General features: G+C 65.4%; 17 protein-coding genes and 1 tRNA gene. 13 read left to right on the forward strand and 5 right to left on the reverse strand.

What is annotated here, in order from left to right; all coding sequences use genetic code 11:
* Window positions 1-36 precede the first annotated feature (36 nt).
* Entirely contained in the window at window positions 37-414 is a 378-nt protein-coding gene (locus D0Z60_RS11085; RefSeq protein ID WP_118858290.1) for an HIT domain-containing protein, read from the reverse strand.
* A gap of 57 nt (window positions 415-471) precedes the next feature.
* Between D0Z60_RS11085 and D0Z60_RS11090 the strand changes: the two genes are divergently transcribed.
* The 3 genes from D0Z60_RS11090 to D0Z60_RS11100 all read left to right on the forward strand — a co-directional run bounded on the left by D0Z60_RS11090 (window position 472) and on the right by D0Z60_RS11100 (window position 3,009).
* Complete coding sequence (locus D0Z60_RS11090; protein WP_118858291.1) at window positions 472-951, forward strand: SspB family protein; 480 nt, start codon at window positions 472-474, stop codon at window positions 949-951.
* Between the two features lie 112 nt (window positions 952-1,063).
* Window positions 1,064-2,458: a class II fumarate hydratase gene (gene fumC / locus D0Z60_RS11095; protein WP_118858292.1), complete on the forward strand. Its 1,395-nt coding sequence runs from the start codon at window positions 1,064-1,066 to the stop codon at window positions 2,456-2,458.
* A 17-nt stretch (window positions 2,459-2,475) separates the two neighbouring features.
* The gene (locus D0Z60_RS11100; protein WP_118858293.1) at window positions 2,476-3,009 is read left to right on the forward strand and encodes a DUF4142 domain-containing protein; all 534 of its coding nucleotides are present in this window, start codon (window positions 2,476-2,478) and stop codon (window positions 3,007-3,009) included.
* Window positions 3,010-3,021: 12 nt separating this feature from the next.
* Here the strand turns inward: D0Z60_RS11100 and D0Z60_RS11105 are convergent, their stop codons facing one another.
* Together D0Z60_RS11105 and D0Z60_RS11110 are read right to left on the reverse strand one after the other, a co-directional pair.
* Window positions 3,022-3,540 (reverse strand): acyloxyacyl hydrolase, encoded by a 519-nt coding sequence (locus D0Z60_RS11105; protein ID WP_118858294.1) that lies wholly within the window; start codon window positions 3,538-3,540, stop codon window positions 3,022-3,024.
* Between the two features lie 52 nt (window positions 3,541-3,592).
* Window positions 3,593-4,144: a DUF2585 family protein gene (locus D0Z60_RS11110; protein WP_118858295.1), complete on the reverse strand. Its 552-nt coding sequence runs from the start codon at window positions 4,142-4,144 to the stop codon at window positions 3,593-3,595.
* A gap of 64 nt (window positions 4,145-4,208) precedes the next feature.
* Here D0Z60_RS11110 and D0Z60_RS11115 point away from each other — a divergent pair, with 64 nt between their 5' ends.
* The 6 genes from D0Z60_RS11115 to D0Z60_RS11140 all read left to right on the forward strand — a co-directional run bounded on the left by D0Z60_RS11115 (window position 4,209) and on the right by D0Z60_RS11140 (window position 9,877).
* Window positions 4,209-5,189 (forward strand): magnesium transporter CorA family protein, encoded by a 981-nt coding sequence (locus tag D0Z60_RS11115; RefSeq protein ID WP_162888213.1) that lies wholly within the window; start codon window positions 4,209-4,211, stop codon window positions 5,187-5,189.
* Between the two features lie 219 nt (window positions 5,190-5,408).
* A complete protein-coding gene (acnA, locus tag D0Z60_RS11120) occupies window positions 5,409-8,099 on the forward strand; it encodes an aconitate hydratase AcnA (protein WP_118858297.1) in 2,691 nt (896 codons plus the stop codon).
* Window positions 8,096-8,458: a GFA family protein gene (locus D0Z60_RS11125; RefSeq protein ID WP_476712800.1), complete on the forward strand. Its 363-nt coding sequence runs from the start codon at window positions 8,096-8,098 to the stop codon at window positions 8,456-8,458. Before acnA ends, D0Z60_RS11125 begins: the two co-directional genes overlap by 4 nt.
* A complete protein-coding gene (locus D0Z60_RS11130; protein ID WP_118858299.1) occupies window positions 8,455-8,712 on the forward strand; it encodes a CBU_0592 family membrane protein in 258 nt (85 codons plus the stop codon). The genes D0Z60_RS11125 and D0Z60_RS11130 overlap by 4 nt, the downstream gene beginning before the upstream one ends.
* Window positions 8,679-9,350, forward strand: a complete 672-nt coding sequence (locus tag D0Z60_RS11135) for a cyclase family protein (protein WP_118858300.1) — start codon at window positions 8,679-8,681, stop codon at window positions 9,348-9,350. Before D0Z60_RS11130 ends, D0Z60_RS11135 begins: the two co-directional genes overlap by 34 nt.
* 65 nt (window positions 9,351-9,415) lie before the next feature.
* A complete protein-coding gene (locus D0Z60_RS11140; protein ID WP_118858301.1) occupies window positions 9,416-9,877 on the forward strand; it encodes a hypothetical protein in 462 nt (153 codons plus the stop codon).
* 36 nt (window positions 9,878-9,913) lie between these two features.
* On the opposite strand, the gene D0Z60_RS11145 is transcribed toward D0Z60_RS11140, so the two are convergent.
* Together D0Z60_RS11145 and ygfZ are read right to left on the reverse strand one after the other, a co-directional pair.
* On the reverse strand, window positions 9,914-10,813 hold the full coding sequence (locus tag D0Z60_RS11145) for a hypothetical protein (RefSeq protein ID WP_118858302.1): 900 nt from the start codon (window positions 10,811-10,813) through the stop codon (window positions 9,914-9,916).
* 63 nt (window positions 10,814-10,876) lie between these two features.
* Window positions 10,877-11,608, reverse strand: coding sequence for a CAF17-like 4Fe-4S cluster assembly/insertion protein YgfZ (ygfZ, locus tag D0Z60_RS11150; RefSeq protein WP_118858303.1), 732 nt, complete (start codon window positions 11,606-11,608; stop codon window positions 10,877-10,879).
* 22 nt (window positions 11,609-11,630) lie between these two features.
* On the opposite strand from ygfZ, the gene pyrC reads away from it, so the two are divergent.
* The 4 genes from pyrC (at window position 11,631) to D0Z60_RS11775 (ending at window position 14,963) form a co-directional block, all read left to right on the forward strand.
* Window positions 11,631-12,650: a dihydroorotase gene (gene pyrC / locus D0Z60_RS11155; RefSeq protein ID WP_118858304.1), complete on the forward strand. Its 1,020-nt coding sequence runs from the start codon at window positions 11,631-11,633 to the stop codon at window positions 12,648-12,650.
* Window positions 12,651-12,694: 44 nt separating this feature from the next.
* A tRNA-Ser gene (locus D0Z60_RS11160) sits at window positions 12,695-12,787 on the forward strand.
* 126 nt (window positions 12,788-12,913) lie between these two features.
* Complete coding sequence (locus tag D0Z60_RS11165) at window positions 12,914-14,131, forward strand: tyrosine-type recombinase/integrase (protein ID WP_240325630.1); 1,218 nt, start codon at window positions 12,914-12,916, stop codon at window positions 14,129-14,131.
* Window positions 14,132-14,591: 460 nt separating this feature from the next.
* Entirely contained in the window at window positions 14,592-14,963 is a 372-nt protein-coding gene (locus tag D0Z60_RS11775) for a hypothetical protein (protein ID WP_162888215.1), read from the forward strand.
* The last annotated feature ends 108 nt before the right edge of the window (window positions 14,964-15,071 follow it).

The following is a 15,071-nucleotide window of genomic DNA, read 5'->3' on the forward strand; positions in this document are numbered from 1 at the left end:
GGGTGCGCAATCGCTAAAATGCCGCCGCGACGGCGCCTAGCGCGCGAGCATCGGCCCCAGCGGCTCGCCGCCAAGCAAGTGCAGGTGGAGGTGACCGAATTCCTGGCCGCCGCGCTGGCCGACGTTGGCGATCAGCCGATAGCCCTTGGCGTCGGCCCCGGTCGCCCGCGCCGCATCCCCGGCGGTGCGCACCAGGTCGGCGATCTCGGCGTCCGAGGCGTTGGCCGAGAAATCGTCCCAGCTGACATATTTGCCGCGCGGCACGATCAGCAAATGCACCGGCGCCAGCGGGTTGATGTCGTGGATCGCGATGCTGTGCTTGCTCTCGACCACCTTCTGGCTCGGCAGTTCGCCGCTGACGATGCGCGCGAAGACGTTGCCCTCGTCATAGGGCAGCTTGTGGTCGATCGGCATCGCGTCGCGGCTCCGTTGTTCGCTTGACCGTGTGCGGCTTATGGCTACCACGAAGTCATGAGCGATAGCACGCCCGAAAGCCTGATTCCGTATGACGAGATCGTCCAGGAGGCGCTGCGCGACGTGGTCGGGCGGGTGCTGTCGGAGGTCGAGAGCTCGGGCGGCCAGCTGCCCGGCGGCCACCATTTTTACATCACCTTCGAAACCCGCGCCGCCGGCGTGTCGATCCCCAAGCACCTGTCCGAACGCTTTCCGGACGAGATGACGATCGTCATCCAGCACCGCTTCTGGGATTTGAAGGTCGGCGACGACCAATTCTCGGTCGGCCTGTCGTTCGGCGGCGTGCCCTCGACTTTGGTCGTGCCGTTCGGCGCGGTCACCGAATTCGTCGACCCGGCGGTCGATTTCAGCCTCAAGTTCCAGGCCAATGCGCCCGAGCCGCCCGAGGACCATGACGAGCCCGACAACGATTCGCCCGAGGTTGCGGTCGACGACGGCTCCAACGTCGTGTCGGTCGATTTCACGAAGAAGAAGTGACCGCGCCTCTCAGGCCGTTCGTCCTGAGCTTGTCGAAGGACTGCTTTCTCTTCTAACCGCTACAAGGACAGGGCTTCGACAAGCTCAGCCTGAACGGTAGAGAAAGCGAGACATGGCCAACCCAAGCCGCACCGAAAGCGACAGCTTCGGCGAGATCGAGGTCCCCGGCGACAGCTATTGGGGCGCCCAGACCGAGCGCTCGATCGCCAATTTCCCGTTCGGCGAACGCGAGCGCATGCCGCTTGAGCTGGTCCGCGCGCTGGGCTTCGTCAAGCAGGCCGCGGCACGGGTCAATGCTCGCCTCGGCCTGATCGAGCCCGACATGGCCGAGGCCATCCAGCAGGCCGCCGGCGAGGTCGCGCGCGGCGATCTCGACAGCCAGTTCCCGTTGGTCATCTGGCAGACCGGCTCGGGCACCCAGTCGAACATGAACGCCAATGAGGTGATCGCCGGCCGCGCCAACGAGAAGCTCGCCGGAACCCGCGGCGGCAAGTCGCCGGTCCACCCCAACGATCATGTCAACAAGGGCCAGTCGTCCAACGACAGCTTCCCGACCGCGATGCACATCGCCGCCGGGATCGCGCTCTATCGCCGTCTGCTTCCGGCGCTCGAGCGAATGCACGACCGGCTGGCCGACCAGGCGCAGCGCTGGGATTCGATCGTCAAGATCGGCCGCACCCACCTTCAGGACGCGACCCCGCTGACGCTCGGCCAGGAATTCTCCGGTTATGCGGCGCAGATCGCGGCCAATCTCGAGCGCATCCACGGAGTCCTGCCGCGGGTGATGATGCTGGCCCAGGGCGGCACCGCCGTCGGCACCGGTCTCAATGCGCCGAGGGGCTTTGCCGACGCCTTCGCCAAGGAAGTCGCCAACCTCACCCAATTGCCGTTCGCCTCGGCGCCCAACAAGTTCGCTGAACTCGCCGCGCACGATACTTTGGTCGAGCTGTCGGGCGTGCTCAACACCATCGCCGTGTCCTTGAGCAAGATCGCCAACGACATCCGCCTGCTCGGCTCCGGCCCGCGCTGCGGACTGGGCGAGCTCAAGCTTCCCGAAAACGAGCCGGGCAGCTCGATCATGCCGGGCAAGGTCAACCCGACCCAGTGCGAGATGCTGACGATGGTCGCCGCCCAGGTGATGGGCAATCATGTCGCCTGCACCGTCGGCGGGCTTCAGGGCCATATGGAATTGAACGTGTTCAAGCCGCTGATCGGCGCCAACGTCATCCGCTCGATCAATTTGCTCAGCGTCGGCATGGAAAGCTTCGTGGAGCGCACCCTCGACGGGCTCGAGCCGGATGAGGCGCGCATCTCCGAGCTGATGAACCGCTCGCTGATGCTTGTCACCGCGCTCGCTCCGGAGATCGGCTACGACGATGCCGCGGCGATCGCGAAGCATGCGCACAAGAAGGGCATGACGCTGAAGGAAGCCGGCCTCGACCTCGAGCTGGTCGACGCCGAAACCTTCGACCGGGTGGTCAAGCCGGAGACCATGCTCGGACGCTGACACATGGGGAGAAGCCGATGAACCGCCGTGCAATTCGTTGGGCCGCGCTCGGCGCGACCGTTCTGATGATGGCCGGCTGCAGCAGCGGCCCCGCGCCCGCGCCGCGCTCCTCGGCGCCGTTTGTCCTTCCCAGCGCCGCCGCCGCGCTCACTCCCGCGGTCTATATGCAGCTCGCCAGCAGCGCGAGCCTGTTCGCGGTGCGCGCCTCTGAACTGGCCGCCGAGCGTGCGCGCAGCGGCGCGGTCCGCTCCGCCGCCCAGTCGATCGTCCGCGACCAGACCGGGGTCGCGGCGCAATTAAGCTTCGCCGGCCGCCGCCTCGAACTATTGCCCAGCGCTGTGCTCGGTTCGGCCGAAGCGGCCGAGCTCGATCGGCTGCGCGCCTCGGGCGACTTCGACAGCGACTATCGCCGCGCGGTTGCCGCAGCGCTCGCCCGGGCGCTCGACGCGCACCAGACCTTCGCCCGCTCCGGGCCCAGCCCGACGCTTCGGCCGGTCGCCCAGATGGCCGCGCCGGTCACTCGCCGCAACCTCGACTCGCTGCGCCGCTAGGGACCCGGTCCGCTAGAGCTTCCAGTTGAAGCGGGCGCCGATCGTGTCGAGCCCGGGGTTCTGACGGCCGAACAGCCCGCCGTGGCTCAAATGCACCCAGCTTGCTTCGACGCTCATCCGCTCGTTGATTCGGGTGCCGATCGCCAGCTCCGGCTCGAACAGGATCCGGCTGCCGAATTCGATCCGGCTGTTCCCCGGCTGGTCGGTGTTGCGCGCCGAACCGCTATGAACGGCTAGTCCGAGGCCCGGCCGGACATAGACCCGCTGGCCGAACGTCCAGGCGAAGCCGGCCGCCAGGAAATGGGTGTCCCCGGCCGAGTTCAGCGATCCGAACACATAGGGCTGGGCGCCGTTCTCGCCGCCGATCGGGTCGCCGCGGTAGCCCGCCTGGAGGTCGATGCCGCCTTCGGGCGATCCGCCCAGGGTCAGCGGCGTATCGACTCCGTGAACGTACAGCCCACCGAACACTTCCCCGGCCTGCGCCGGTGCCGCCGCCGCCAGCAGGGCGATCGCTGCGAATATTGCTTTCACTCGGCCAACTCCTTGGAATTCCGGCGTTTCATGCACGATCCCGGGCGGCTCGTCACGCCCTCGTTTGCCACTCGGCGACCGCCTCGACCGGGGCGACCAGCATCAGCACGTTGAGCGTCAGATTGTCGCGCACCGCGACCAGCGCCGTGAGCTCGAGCGCGATCACCGCCACCACGCTCACCCACAACGGCGCGAAGCGCGCGGCGACAAATCCCAGCGCCATCATCGCCACGTCGCTCATGCTGTTGACGATGCTGTCGCCCGTATAGCCCAGCGCCATCGTCGCCTCGCGATATCGGTCGATGATCAGCGGCGTGTTCTCGACCAGCTCCCAGCCGATCTCCACCGCCAGCGCGGCGACGAACCGCGCGCCCCGGCTCCAGCGCGGCCACAGCTTCCACGCGATGGCATAGAACAGGATTCCGTGGATGACGTGGCTCGGGCTGTACCAGTCGGCCAGCATCTGGCTCTGCTCGGGCCCGACCTGGCCCCACAGGTCGAGGTGGCCGCATGCGCACAGCCACGGCCGGCCCATCGCCATCAGCGCCGCCGCCGCGCCGATGACCAGCGCGATGCTCGCCGCGATCCATGCCCGTTGCCCCATCGCCCCGGCTTAGGCAGCGCGCGCGGGCTTGCCAATCGCCGCGCCACGAGTGATCACCCGCGCCATGTTGCGCTTGTTCGGACCCGGTTGCCCGATCGCCCCGATTGCCGCGGCGGACCTCGCCGCCGTGCCCGAGGGCACGATCTGGCTCGACCTCCTCAACCCGACCGAGGCCGAGGAGAAGCTCGCCGAGGCCGCGCTCGGCCAGAATATCCCGACCCGCGAGGACCTCGAGCAAATCGAGCCGTCGAGCCGCCTCTACGAGCAGGGCGGCGTGCTGTTCCTCACCGCCGCGGTGATCGACGGCATCGAGGAGGGCCACCCGACCGCCGACCCGATCGGCTTCATCCTGTCCGACAAATTGCTCGTCACCGTCCGCTACATCGACCCCGACCCGTTCCTGCTGCTCGCCGAGCATCTCTACGGCGAGCCCGAGACGGCCAGGAACCCGCTCAACGTCCTGGTCCAATTGTTCGACACCATCGTCGACGAGCTCGCCGACCAATACGAACATGCCGGCGCCGAGGTCGAGAAACTCTCCTCCCGCGTGTTCGAGCGCAATCTGAAGCGCCGCGACAAGGAGACCCACACCGAGCGGCGGCTCGAGGCGATCCTGCTGCGCATCGGCCAGGTCCAGCGCCTGCTCGCCGAGATCCGCCAGTCGACCGTGTCGATCAGCCGGATGATGGTGTTCTTCGCCAATTGCGGTCCGATCGAGCGCGGCAATTACCGTGCTCGGGTCGACAGCTTCAACGCGGATCTCAAGGCGCTGGTCGATCACAGCGCGTTCCTCAACGACAATCTCACCTTCCTGCTCGACGCCAGCCTCGGCCTCATCAGCCTCGAGCAGAATGCGGTGATGAAGGTGTTCTCGGTGTTCGCCGTCATCTTCATGCCGCCGACCCTCATCGCCGGCGTCTACGGCATGAACTTCGAGCGCATGCCGGAGCTCGGCTGGATCTACGGCTACCCGATGGCGCTCGGCCTGATCCTCGTCAGCGCGGTCGTCCCCTACCTCATCGCGCGCAAAAGCGGCTGGTTATAGCCTGAGCCGCCGAGCGCAGTGACGCCGGCGCCGCAGGCGCCGCCGGAACAGCGCGCAGAGACGGCGCAGGCCGGCCAGCCTGCCGCTTCAGCGGACAGGACTGACGGCGCGGATTTACTCCGCGCCGGCCCGTGCGCCTTTGCCCTCTTCCGCCTTCCTTGCTAGGGCGCGCGCAACTTTCGCGCGGGTCAGCGCGATACTACAGACAGAGGACTTTCGATGATCCCGACCGGCCAGGACAGCCTTTCCACGCGCTCGACCCTGGAGGCCGGGGGCCGCACCTACGCCTATTACTCGCTCGAGAAAGCCGGCGCCCGCCTCGGCGACCTGTCGCGCCTGCCGTTCTCGATGAAGGTCCTGCTCGAGAACCTGCTGCGCTTCGAGGACGGCGTCACCGTCACCCTCGACGATCTCCAGGCGATGGCCGACTGGCTGAAGGAACGCCGAATCAACCGCGAAATCCAGTACCGTCCGGCGCGCGTGCTGATGCAGGACTTCACCGGGGTCCCCGCGGTGGTCGATCTCGCCGCCATGCGCGACGCGATGAAGAGCCTCGGCGGCGATCCGCAGCGGATCAATCCGCTCGTCCCGGTCCACCTCGTCATCGATCACAGCGTGATGGTCGACGAGTTCGGCACGCCGCGTTCGTTCGAGCAGAACGTCGCGCTCGAATATCAGCGCAATGCCGAGCGCTACGAATTCCTCAAATGGGGCGCGACCGCGTTCGATAATTTCAAGGTCGTGCCGCCCGGCACCGGCATCTGCCACCAGGTCAATCTCGAACATATCGCCCAGACGGTGTGGACCTCGCCGGACCAGGACGGCGCGGAGGTCGCCTACCCCGACACCCTCGTCGGCACCGACAGCCACACCACGATGGTCAACGGCCTTGGCGTGCTCGGCTGGGGCGTCGGCGGGATCGAGGCCGAGGCGGCGATGCTCGGCCAGCCGGTCTCGATGCTGATCCCCGAAGTGGTCGGCTTCCGCCTCGACGGGTCATTGAAGGAAGGCATTACCGCCACCGACCTCGTCCTCACCGTCACCCAGATGCTGCGCGCCAAGGGCGTGGTCGGCCGTTTCGTCGAATTCTACGGCCCCGGCCTTGACCACCTCAGCCTCGCCGACCGCGCGACCATCGCCAACATGGCGCCCGAATATGGCGCGACCTGCGGCTTCTTCCCGATCGACGAGCGGACCATCGATTATCTCAAGCTCACCGGCCGCGACGAGGCGCGCATCGAGCTCGTCCGCGCCTACGCCAGGGCGCAGGGCATGTGGCGCGACAGCGGCTCGCCCGATCCGCTGTTCACCGACACGCTCGAGCTCGACATGGCCTCGGTCGAGCCCTCGCTTGCCGGCCCCAAGCGCCCGCAGGACCGGGTCCGTTTGAGCGAAGTCGACGAGCTGTTCAACGCCGAGCTCGAAGGCACCTACAAGAAGACCGGCGCCGATCCGCGCGCGGCGGTCGACGATGCTGACTATGAGATCGGCAATGGCGACGTGATGATCGCCGCCATCACCTCCTGCACCAACACCTCCAACCCCAGCGTACTGGTCGCCGCCGGCCTGGTCGCCCGCAAGGCGCGCGAGTTCGGGCTCGAGCGCAAGCCGTGGGTCAAGACCAGCCTCGCCCCGGGCAGCCAGGTGGTCACCGAATATCTCGACGCCTCCGGCCTCAGCGCCGATCTCGATTCGATCGGCTTCAACCTCGTCGGCTACGGCTGCACCACCTGCATCGGCAACAGTGGCCCGCTCGCGCCGCCGCTCTCCAAGGCGATCGCCGACAACGATTTGGTGGTCGCCTCGGTCCTCTCCGGGAACCGCAATTTCGAAGGCCGCGTGTCGCCCGATTGCCGCGCCAATTATCTCGCCTCGCCGCCTTTGGTCGTCGCCTATGCCTTGTTCGGCACGGTCAAGTCGGACATCACCAAATGCCCGATCGGCCAGTCGCGCGACGGTACCGACATCTATCTCAAGGATTTGTGGCCGTCGAACGACGAGGTGCGCAGCCTGATCGACGCCCACGTCCACAGCTCGATGTTCCGCGAGCGCTACGCCGACGTCTATCGCGGCGACGATCGCTGGCGCGCGATCGAGGTCACCGGCGGCGACACCTATGCCTGGCCGGCCGGCTCCACTTATATCGCCAACCCGCCCTATTTCGAGGGCATGACCATGACCCCGCGCCCGCTGACGGATGTCACCGGCGCCCGGGCGCTGGCGGTATTCGGCGATTCGATCACCACCGACCACATCTCGCCGGCCGGGGCGATCAAGCTCGACAGCCCGGCCGGGGCCTATCTCACCCAGCACCAGGTCGCCCGCGCCGACTTCAACAGCTACGGCGCGCGGCGCGGCAATCACGAGATCATGATGCGCGGCACCTTCGCCAACATCCGCATCCGCAACCGCATGCTGGCCGGGGTCGACGGCGGCATCGAGGGCGGAATGACCCGCGGCCCCACCGGCGAGGTCCTGCCGATCTACGACGCGGCGATGGCCTGGCAGCAGCAAGGCACGCCGCTGATCGTCATCGCCGGCAAGGAATATGGCACCGGCTCGTCGCGCGACTGGGCGGCCAAGGGCACCGTCCTGCTCGGCGTGCGCATGGTCATCGCCGAAAGCTTCGAGCGCATCCACCGCTCCAACCTCGTCGGCATGGGCGTCCTTCCGCTGCAATTCGCCGACGGGGAAAGCGCCGCGACCTACGGTCTCGACGGCAGCGAGACGTTCGACATCGCCGGAATCGCCGCGCTCGAGCCGCGCCAGGACGTCGCGCTCCACGTCACCCGCGTCAATGGCGAGAAACTGACCATCACCGCGCGCTGCCGGATCGATACCTACAACGAGCTCGAATATTTCCGCTCGGGCGGGATCCTCCACTACGTCCTTCGAAACCTCGCCGCGTGATTGAGGTCGCGTGCCATTGCGGCGCTGTCCGGCTGACGGTGCCGCGCGCGCCGGACGAGATCCTACAGTGCAATTGCTCGGTCTGCCGGATGAGCGGCTTCCAGGGCGTCTATTATCGCGCCGGCGAGGTGACGGTGACCGGCGCGCTCGATGGCTACGTCCGAAGCGACCTGACCGACCCGTGCATGACCATGTGGCGCTGCGCGACGTGCGGCATTCTCACCCACTGGACCCTGCTCGACGACTGGCCTTACCCCGACATGCCCAAGCCCGACCGGATGGGCGTCAACGCCCGCCTGTTCCCGGCCGAGCTCACCGACGGGCTGCCGGTCCAGCACAATGACGGTGCCAGCCAATGACCCTCGACATCCTGATGGAAGTGGTCGGCTGGATCGGCGCGATCCTGATCCTCGGCGCCTACGCGCTGCTGACCGCCGGCAAGGTCGACGCCAGGAGCCCGTCCTACCAGCTGATGAACGTCGTCGGAGCGGCCGGCTTCATCGCCAATTCGGGCTGGAACGGCGCTTGGCCCTCGGCTGTCCTCAACATCATCTGGGTCGGCATCGGGATCGCGGCATTATGGCAAATCGGGCGGCGGCGTTCATCGACCTGAGCCATGCCGTCGAGCATGGCATGACGACCTATCGCGGCCTGCCGGCGCCGCACATCTGCGACTTTTGGACCCGCGAGCAGTCGGCCGCTAATTACGACGACGGCTCCTCGTTCCACATCGGCCGCATCGACGTGGTCGCCAACACCGGCACTTATGTCGACGCGCCGTTCCACCGCTACGCCGACGGCGCCGACCTCGCCGACCTGCCGCTCGAATCGCTTGCCCACCTCGACGGTCTGGTCATTCGCTGTCCCTACGAGCGCGGGCTGGCGGTCGACGTCGCCGCCTTCGACGGCCGCGACGTGCGCGGCAAGGCGGTACTGGTCGCCACCGGCTGGGATCGGCACTGGCGCACCGACGCTTATTTCGCCGGCCATCCGTATCTCACTGCCGCGGCCGCCGAATGGCTGGTCGCCAATGGCGCGGCGTTCGCCGGCATCGACAGCTACAACATCGACGACACGGCGACCCGCGCCCGGCCGGTCCACACCATCTTGCTCGGCGCGAACATCCCGATCGGCGAGCACCTCGCCAACCTCGCCGCGCTGCCCGACTCCGGTTTTGCCTTCTCCGCCGTGCCGCCCAAGGTCCGCGGCATGGGCACCTTCCCGGTCCGCGCCTTCGCTCGCCTCGCCTAGCCGACGATTTGGAGCGCGGGCGCAACTGGCGTAGCGTGCATGCCATCCGTCCGGGGGGACCAGTCATGCGTCATCGCTCCATCGCCGCACTCGCCGCAGCCGCATTGCTGCTCGCCGGCTGCTCGTCGCGGCCGCGCGAATTCACCCCGATGCTGGCGCCGCCGCCGGCCGGTGCCGCCGCTTTCGACCAGGCTGCGTTCGACCGCGCCTACGGCGAGTGCAGCCAGCTCCTCGTCGCCGGCAAGGTCGACGCCAGCGGCCGGCTTGCCTCGGCCGGGGCAGGGGCCGCGGCCGGCGGCGCGGCGGCGGTCGCGGGCGGCGCCACGGCAGCGGCGGTCGCCGGCTATGGCGGGCTTGCGGTGGCCTCGGCGACGATCGTCCTGCTGCCGTTCGCGGTGATCGGCGGCGCCGTCGGAATGGCCAAGGCCAAGCGCGCCAGGAAAGAGCGGGCGATCAAGACCGCCATGACCGGCTGCCTCGCCGAACGCGGCTTTGTCGTGACCGACTGGGTGCGGGCGAGACGGTAAGATGTCTGCGGGTTGGCGCTTTGTCGGCAGCCGATATCAGCTTTCGGGCAGGGGCATTCTTCGGCCTAACAAAATAAGCGCCGCTCCGGTCGCCGTCCCATAAACGACGCCGATCGGGGTGACGAACAGCCCGATCCCAAACAGTGCGGCCAGGCCCTCGCGGGAGGTAGCAAGCGGTCCCGCAACCATCGCCAAAATGAAAAAAATCACGAGCCATGACACCAATGTTCCGACAAGCGCTCCAATTGCCGCTCCGCGAAGGATTGTTGCCTTGCCCTTCGAGCGGAGATTCTCAGCAAGCCAGCGGCCGCCGAGTGCGAAGGCGAGCAAGGCGAACGGAAAGCCGATTGACGCGAGCCCGAATGCCCAGTTGCTCAACCAAAGGCGCATGACAACCAGGACGGCTGCGGCCCCGGCCAGCGCAGCGAATCCGCACACGAACAGCGAATACGATGAGACGCGCGGCTCGGCGTTCCGGCAACGCTTAAGGAAGGCAGCGATGGCGACCTTCCATGCCGGCTTTCCCGGCATGACAGGTCTGACCGGAGTTTTTAGCCAACCCCCATGGCGCAGCAACGCCACGCACGTGACTGCGACGAGCGTCAGGGCGATCAAAACGGTTGCCGTGGAATGCCGACTTTCACCAGATAGTCCGAACAGGGGAGCAAGCGGTTTCCAGGCGACCGCAGCGAGACGAATGGTGATCTCGATCGTGAACAGCAGCGCGTAGGCGCGCCAGAACGAAGGCGGCAGCCAGCGGAAGCCGAAGGCGTACCCGGCAAGGCCTACGGGCGCCAGCGACCAATAAAGCACCCGGATCGTTGCCAGGTCGAAGCCGGCTCCGGAGAGCATGCTGCCCGCATGGGCGGCCCCAAGCAGTCCGACCACGACGGCGAACGCACGCCATGCAAGCGACTGAGCCTCGGGCCGGACCATGGCTGCTGTATTGCGCCCGCATTCCTCTAGGAATCGCTAATGCCCCCTCGGCAATGAGAGCGCTTATGGCGGCGGTTCGGCGGCTATCGCGAGGGCGGGTCCCAGCCAGTCGGGGATGATGGCGTCGTCCGGGACATCGTCGACCCGCGCATGGACCACCGCCAGCCCAAGCTCGGGATAAGCGACGCGGGTGCGCTCGCCGCCGTCGCCTTCCACCACCACCAGCCGACGGTTGACCTTCGACCGCCAGTTCATCCGCGCCGTATTCTCCTGGCCGATGAAGCAGCCCTTTGCGAAGCTCACCCCGTTGAGCTCGGCCGCATTGCACTCCAGCCACAGCAGGTCGCCGACTTCCGCCGCCCCCTCGCACACCCCCAGCCGAAGCCGATGCGCGACCCAATCATTGTGCTCCGGCGAAGTCCGGAGCCCTGGTGGCGCGACCCACCTTCTACCCAAAGCCGGCAGGCGCGGATCGCTCACCCCCTCCTCGCCATCCGCTGACCACCACACCGCCAGCGTCTCGTCGCGCTCGATCACGATCGGCCGCCTTAGCCGGTACATCGCCAACCGCTTGACCAAGGGCTCGGTGGCGCTTGCTTCGCAATCCAACAGGAGGTCGTCGCCGTCTTCCCACACCAGGAAATCGAACAGGCACTTGCCCTGCGGAGTCAGCAGCGCGGCCCACACCGGGAGCCCATGTTCGACATCATTCGTCACCAAACCCTGCAAAAACGTGCGTGTTTCGCGGCCGGACAGGCGGATGACGGCGCGATCGGCGAGGATGGTGGCGGGCATGCGCTTTAGCTAGGAGGCGGACATGGTCAGCACAATCACCATCCGCCGCCCCGACGACTGGCACGTCCACCTGCGTGACGGGGCGATGCTGGCGGCCGTCGCGCCTTTCACCGCGCGCCAGTTCGCCCGCGCCATCGTCATGCCCAACCTCGATCCGCCGGTGACGACCGTTACGGCTGCGCAACAATATCGCACCCGCATCTTGGAAACCACTGCTGACTCCTTTCAGCCGCTAATGACGGCCTACCTCACCGACGCCACCGACCCCGATGAGCTCGAGCGCGGTCACTCCGAGGAAGTATGGGTCGCGGCCAAACTCTACCCCGCCGGCGCAACCACCAACAGCGCCAGCGGGGTGACCGACATCACTCGCATCCGACCCTGCCTCGAGCGGATGCAACGGATCGGCATGGTACTCTGCGTCCACGGCGAAGTGACCGATGCCGCGGTCGACATCTTCGACCGCGAGGCGGTGTTCATCGAGCGCATCCTGGCGCCGCTGCTCGCCGACTTTCCGGAGCTCAAGGTGGTGTTCGAGCACGTCACCACTCGCCAGGCGGTGGATTTCGTCACCGACGGCCCGGCCAACCTCGCCGCGACGATCACTCCCCACCACCTGCATCTCAACCGCAACGCCCTTTTCGCCGGCGGCCTTCGTCCCCATGCGTACTGCCTGCCGGTCGCGAAGCGCGAGGAGCACCGGCTGGCGGTGCGGCGGGCGGCGGTCGGCGGAAGCGCCAAATTCTTCCTCGGCACCGACAGCGCGCCGCATCCTCGCTCGGCCAAGGAAAGCGCCTGCGGCTGCGCCGGCATCTTCAACGCCCCCTTCGCGCTCGAGAGCTATGCGACGGTGTTCGACGAAGAAGGTGCGCTCGACCGGTTCGAGGGGTTTGCCAGCGATCACGGTGCCGACTTCTACGGCCTGCCGCGCAACCGCGACACGATCACCCTGGACCGCGCCGCACTTGCGGTGCCGGAGGATGTCGCGGGGCTCGTCCCGTTCCACGCCGGCCAGACGCTCGGCTGGCGATTGGCCGGTTGAACGCGCCACCGGCCTTCGCTACAGCCCGCCCGCTGCCGCAAGCCGGAGACGTGGGTGAGTGGCTGAAACCAGCGGTTTGCTAAACCGCCGTACGGGGGATTCCCGTACCGAGGGTTCGAATCCCTCCGTCTCCGCCAATTTAGAGTTCGCGACCGTTCGGGGTTGCCCGCAGAAAACCTCGCAAAAGAGCCATTTTTGTTGTATAGCTGCTTCATTGCAGATCGCTAGCGTTCGCCGAAGTTCGCTGACGACTGTGGGAAGAGGTGGCTTGGAAGATGCCGTTATCGGTTAGGAGAATCGCAGCAGCGAAAGCTGGACGTCATTCCGACGGAGGCGGCCTTTATCTACTGGTCCAACCCAGCGGATCGAAATCCTGGGTGCTACGTGTGCAGCAAGGAGGGAGGCGACATGACTATGGCCTCGGCTCGGCTGTTCTCGAGCCAGTTGGCGTAGATATCCCCGTTTTCAAACGGAAATCCCTGACTCTCGCGCAGGCTCGGGAGAAGGCGAGGATCGGCCGAGAGCTGGTAAGAGCCGGCATCAACCCTTCTGTCCATTGGCGCGTAGAAGATGACTCTACTCCGTCGTTTGAGGAAGCGACTCGCGAGTTTCACAAGCAGATTTCGAAAGGCTGGAGGAACGGCAAACACGGTGATCAGTGGATCACCACCCTAAAAACCTACGCGTTCCCAATCATTGGGGCATTACCCGTCGACAAGATTGAAGCACGAACGATCCAAAAGGTTCTTACGCCGATTTGGCTCACAAAGGGCGAGACGGCTCGGCGGGTGCGCCAGCGGATTGGAGCGGTTCTCGATTATGCGCACGGGAAAGGGTGGCGAGATGCAGAAGCGCCAATGCGAGCGCTCAACCAGCTTCTCGGGGGAATGAAGCAGCCTGGTGGCACCAACTTTGCATCTATGCCCTATAAGGAATTGCCAGCGTTTTGGGCCCAGCTTCAGGCGGCAGATTTTGCGATAGGACGCGCGGCACTGCAGTTCCTGATCCTCACGGCTGCTCGATCAGGCGAGATCCGCAAAGCGCGCTGGAGGGATATCGATCCGGAAGTCGCAGAGTGGAAAATACCTCGGGAGAATGCCAAAACGGACAAGCAACATATCGTGCCATTAGTTCCAGCAGCGATGGCCATCCTTGAACACACGAAGAGACTCATTGGCGGAGATTCGGACGAATTGATTTTTCCCGGCCTGAATGGACCAATGAGCGATGGAACACTCGCTAAGATGCTCCGTGCTCACGGAGGCGCGAAATATACCGTTCACGGCTTTCGTTCGACGTTCCGAGATTGGGCGGCCGAAGGCGGTTTCGCGGACACGTGGGCTGAAGCTGCGCTAGCCCATACTAACCCGAACCGAACGGAAAGCGCCTATCGCCGAACCACGTTTTTCGATCAGCGCCGCAACACGCTGATGCCAGCTTGGGAAAAGTTCGTAATGAGTGAAGCGACCACGCGGACCTGACTGGCCTTAATTGCCAAATCGTTATGTCCTGAATCGGAATCCTGCCCATGGCAGAATCGGCCTTTCCCGCCCCGACGGCGCTAAAGTCATCTCTGCCAATCCGCACCCCCTTGAGAACCAAGCCAGCATTAAGCATACCTGACACGTAGCTCGATCGACGTATTCGCTCGCGGAATAGAGCGCAGCTTGTAGAGCAGGGTCGACACTCAGCGGCAAAACTACTGAATTAAGGAATTTTCCGATGACATTGGGGGCTATCCTGTCTGCCGTCCTTATCCAATCAAGCGGGGCAGCGGCGCAGCCCATCTCGTTTGGCCAAATCATGCAGACGTGTGCCGGGCAAGAGCGCTGCGAAGGCACATGGAAGGGTGTGAGTTATAGACTGTACAGGGACCGATCAGCGGCTTTTGAAATCGCATCGACGAGCACAGTCTGGGAGTTGAATTGCCGAGTTGACGCCATGGACGACGCGCGCACCTGCATCCTAACTGGGCGTACCGGAATTTACTCTAAAGCCCGCCCTTATTTGATGGTTCTTTGGGGTGACCAATGGACTGGTCCTGCTGTGTCGGTCAGCCACGGGGAATCGGGGTATCCAGGAAGTGAAGAGTTGATCAGGGTCGACAGAAATTCTGCATTTTCCATCGATGAGGATTCCTTATTTCATGGGCAGCGAGCAAATGCCATTTTGGAGCAGTTGAAGCGGGGAAAAATCGTCCGGCTGAGATATTACGACTGGCCCTACAACGGCAGCCATGACTCGTCCGTTGATCTGCAGGGATTCCCCGCAATTTGGGAAGCCGTGACCACCTTGCGGAAAAATCAGCGTTGATTTGGATGGCCAAATTGCTCGTGCGAGAAATCGGCTTTCCGCTCACCATGAAACTGGTGCTCCGCCACTGATTATGTAATCCCACTTGTCCACTGAGTTGCTGGTTGG

The sequence above is a fragment of the Sphingomonas mesophila genome, assembly GCF_003499275.1.
In the GTDB taxonomy this organism is placed as follows: Bacteria; Pseudomonadota; Alphaproteobacteria; order Sphingomonadales; family Sphingomonadaceae; genus Sphingomicrobium; species Sphingomicrobium mesophilum.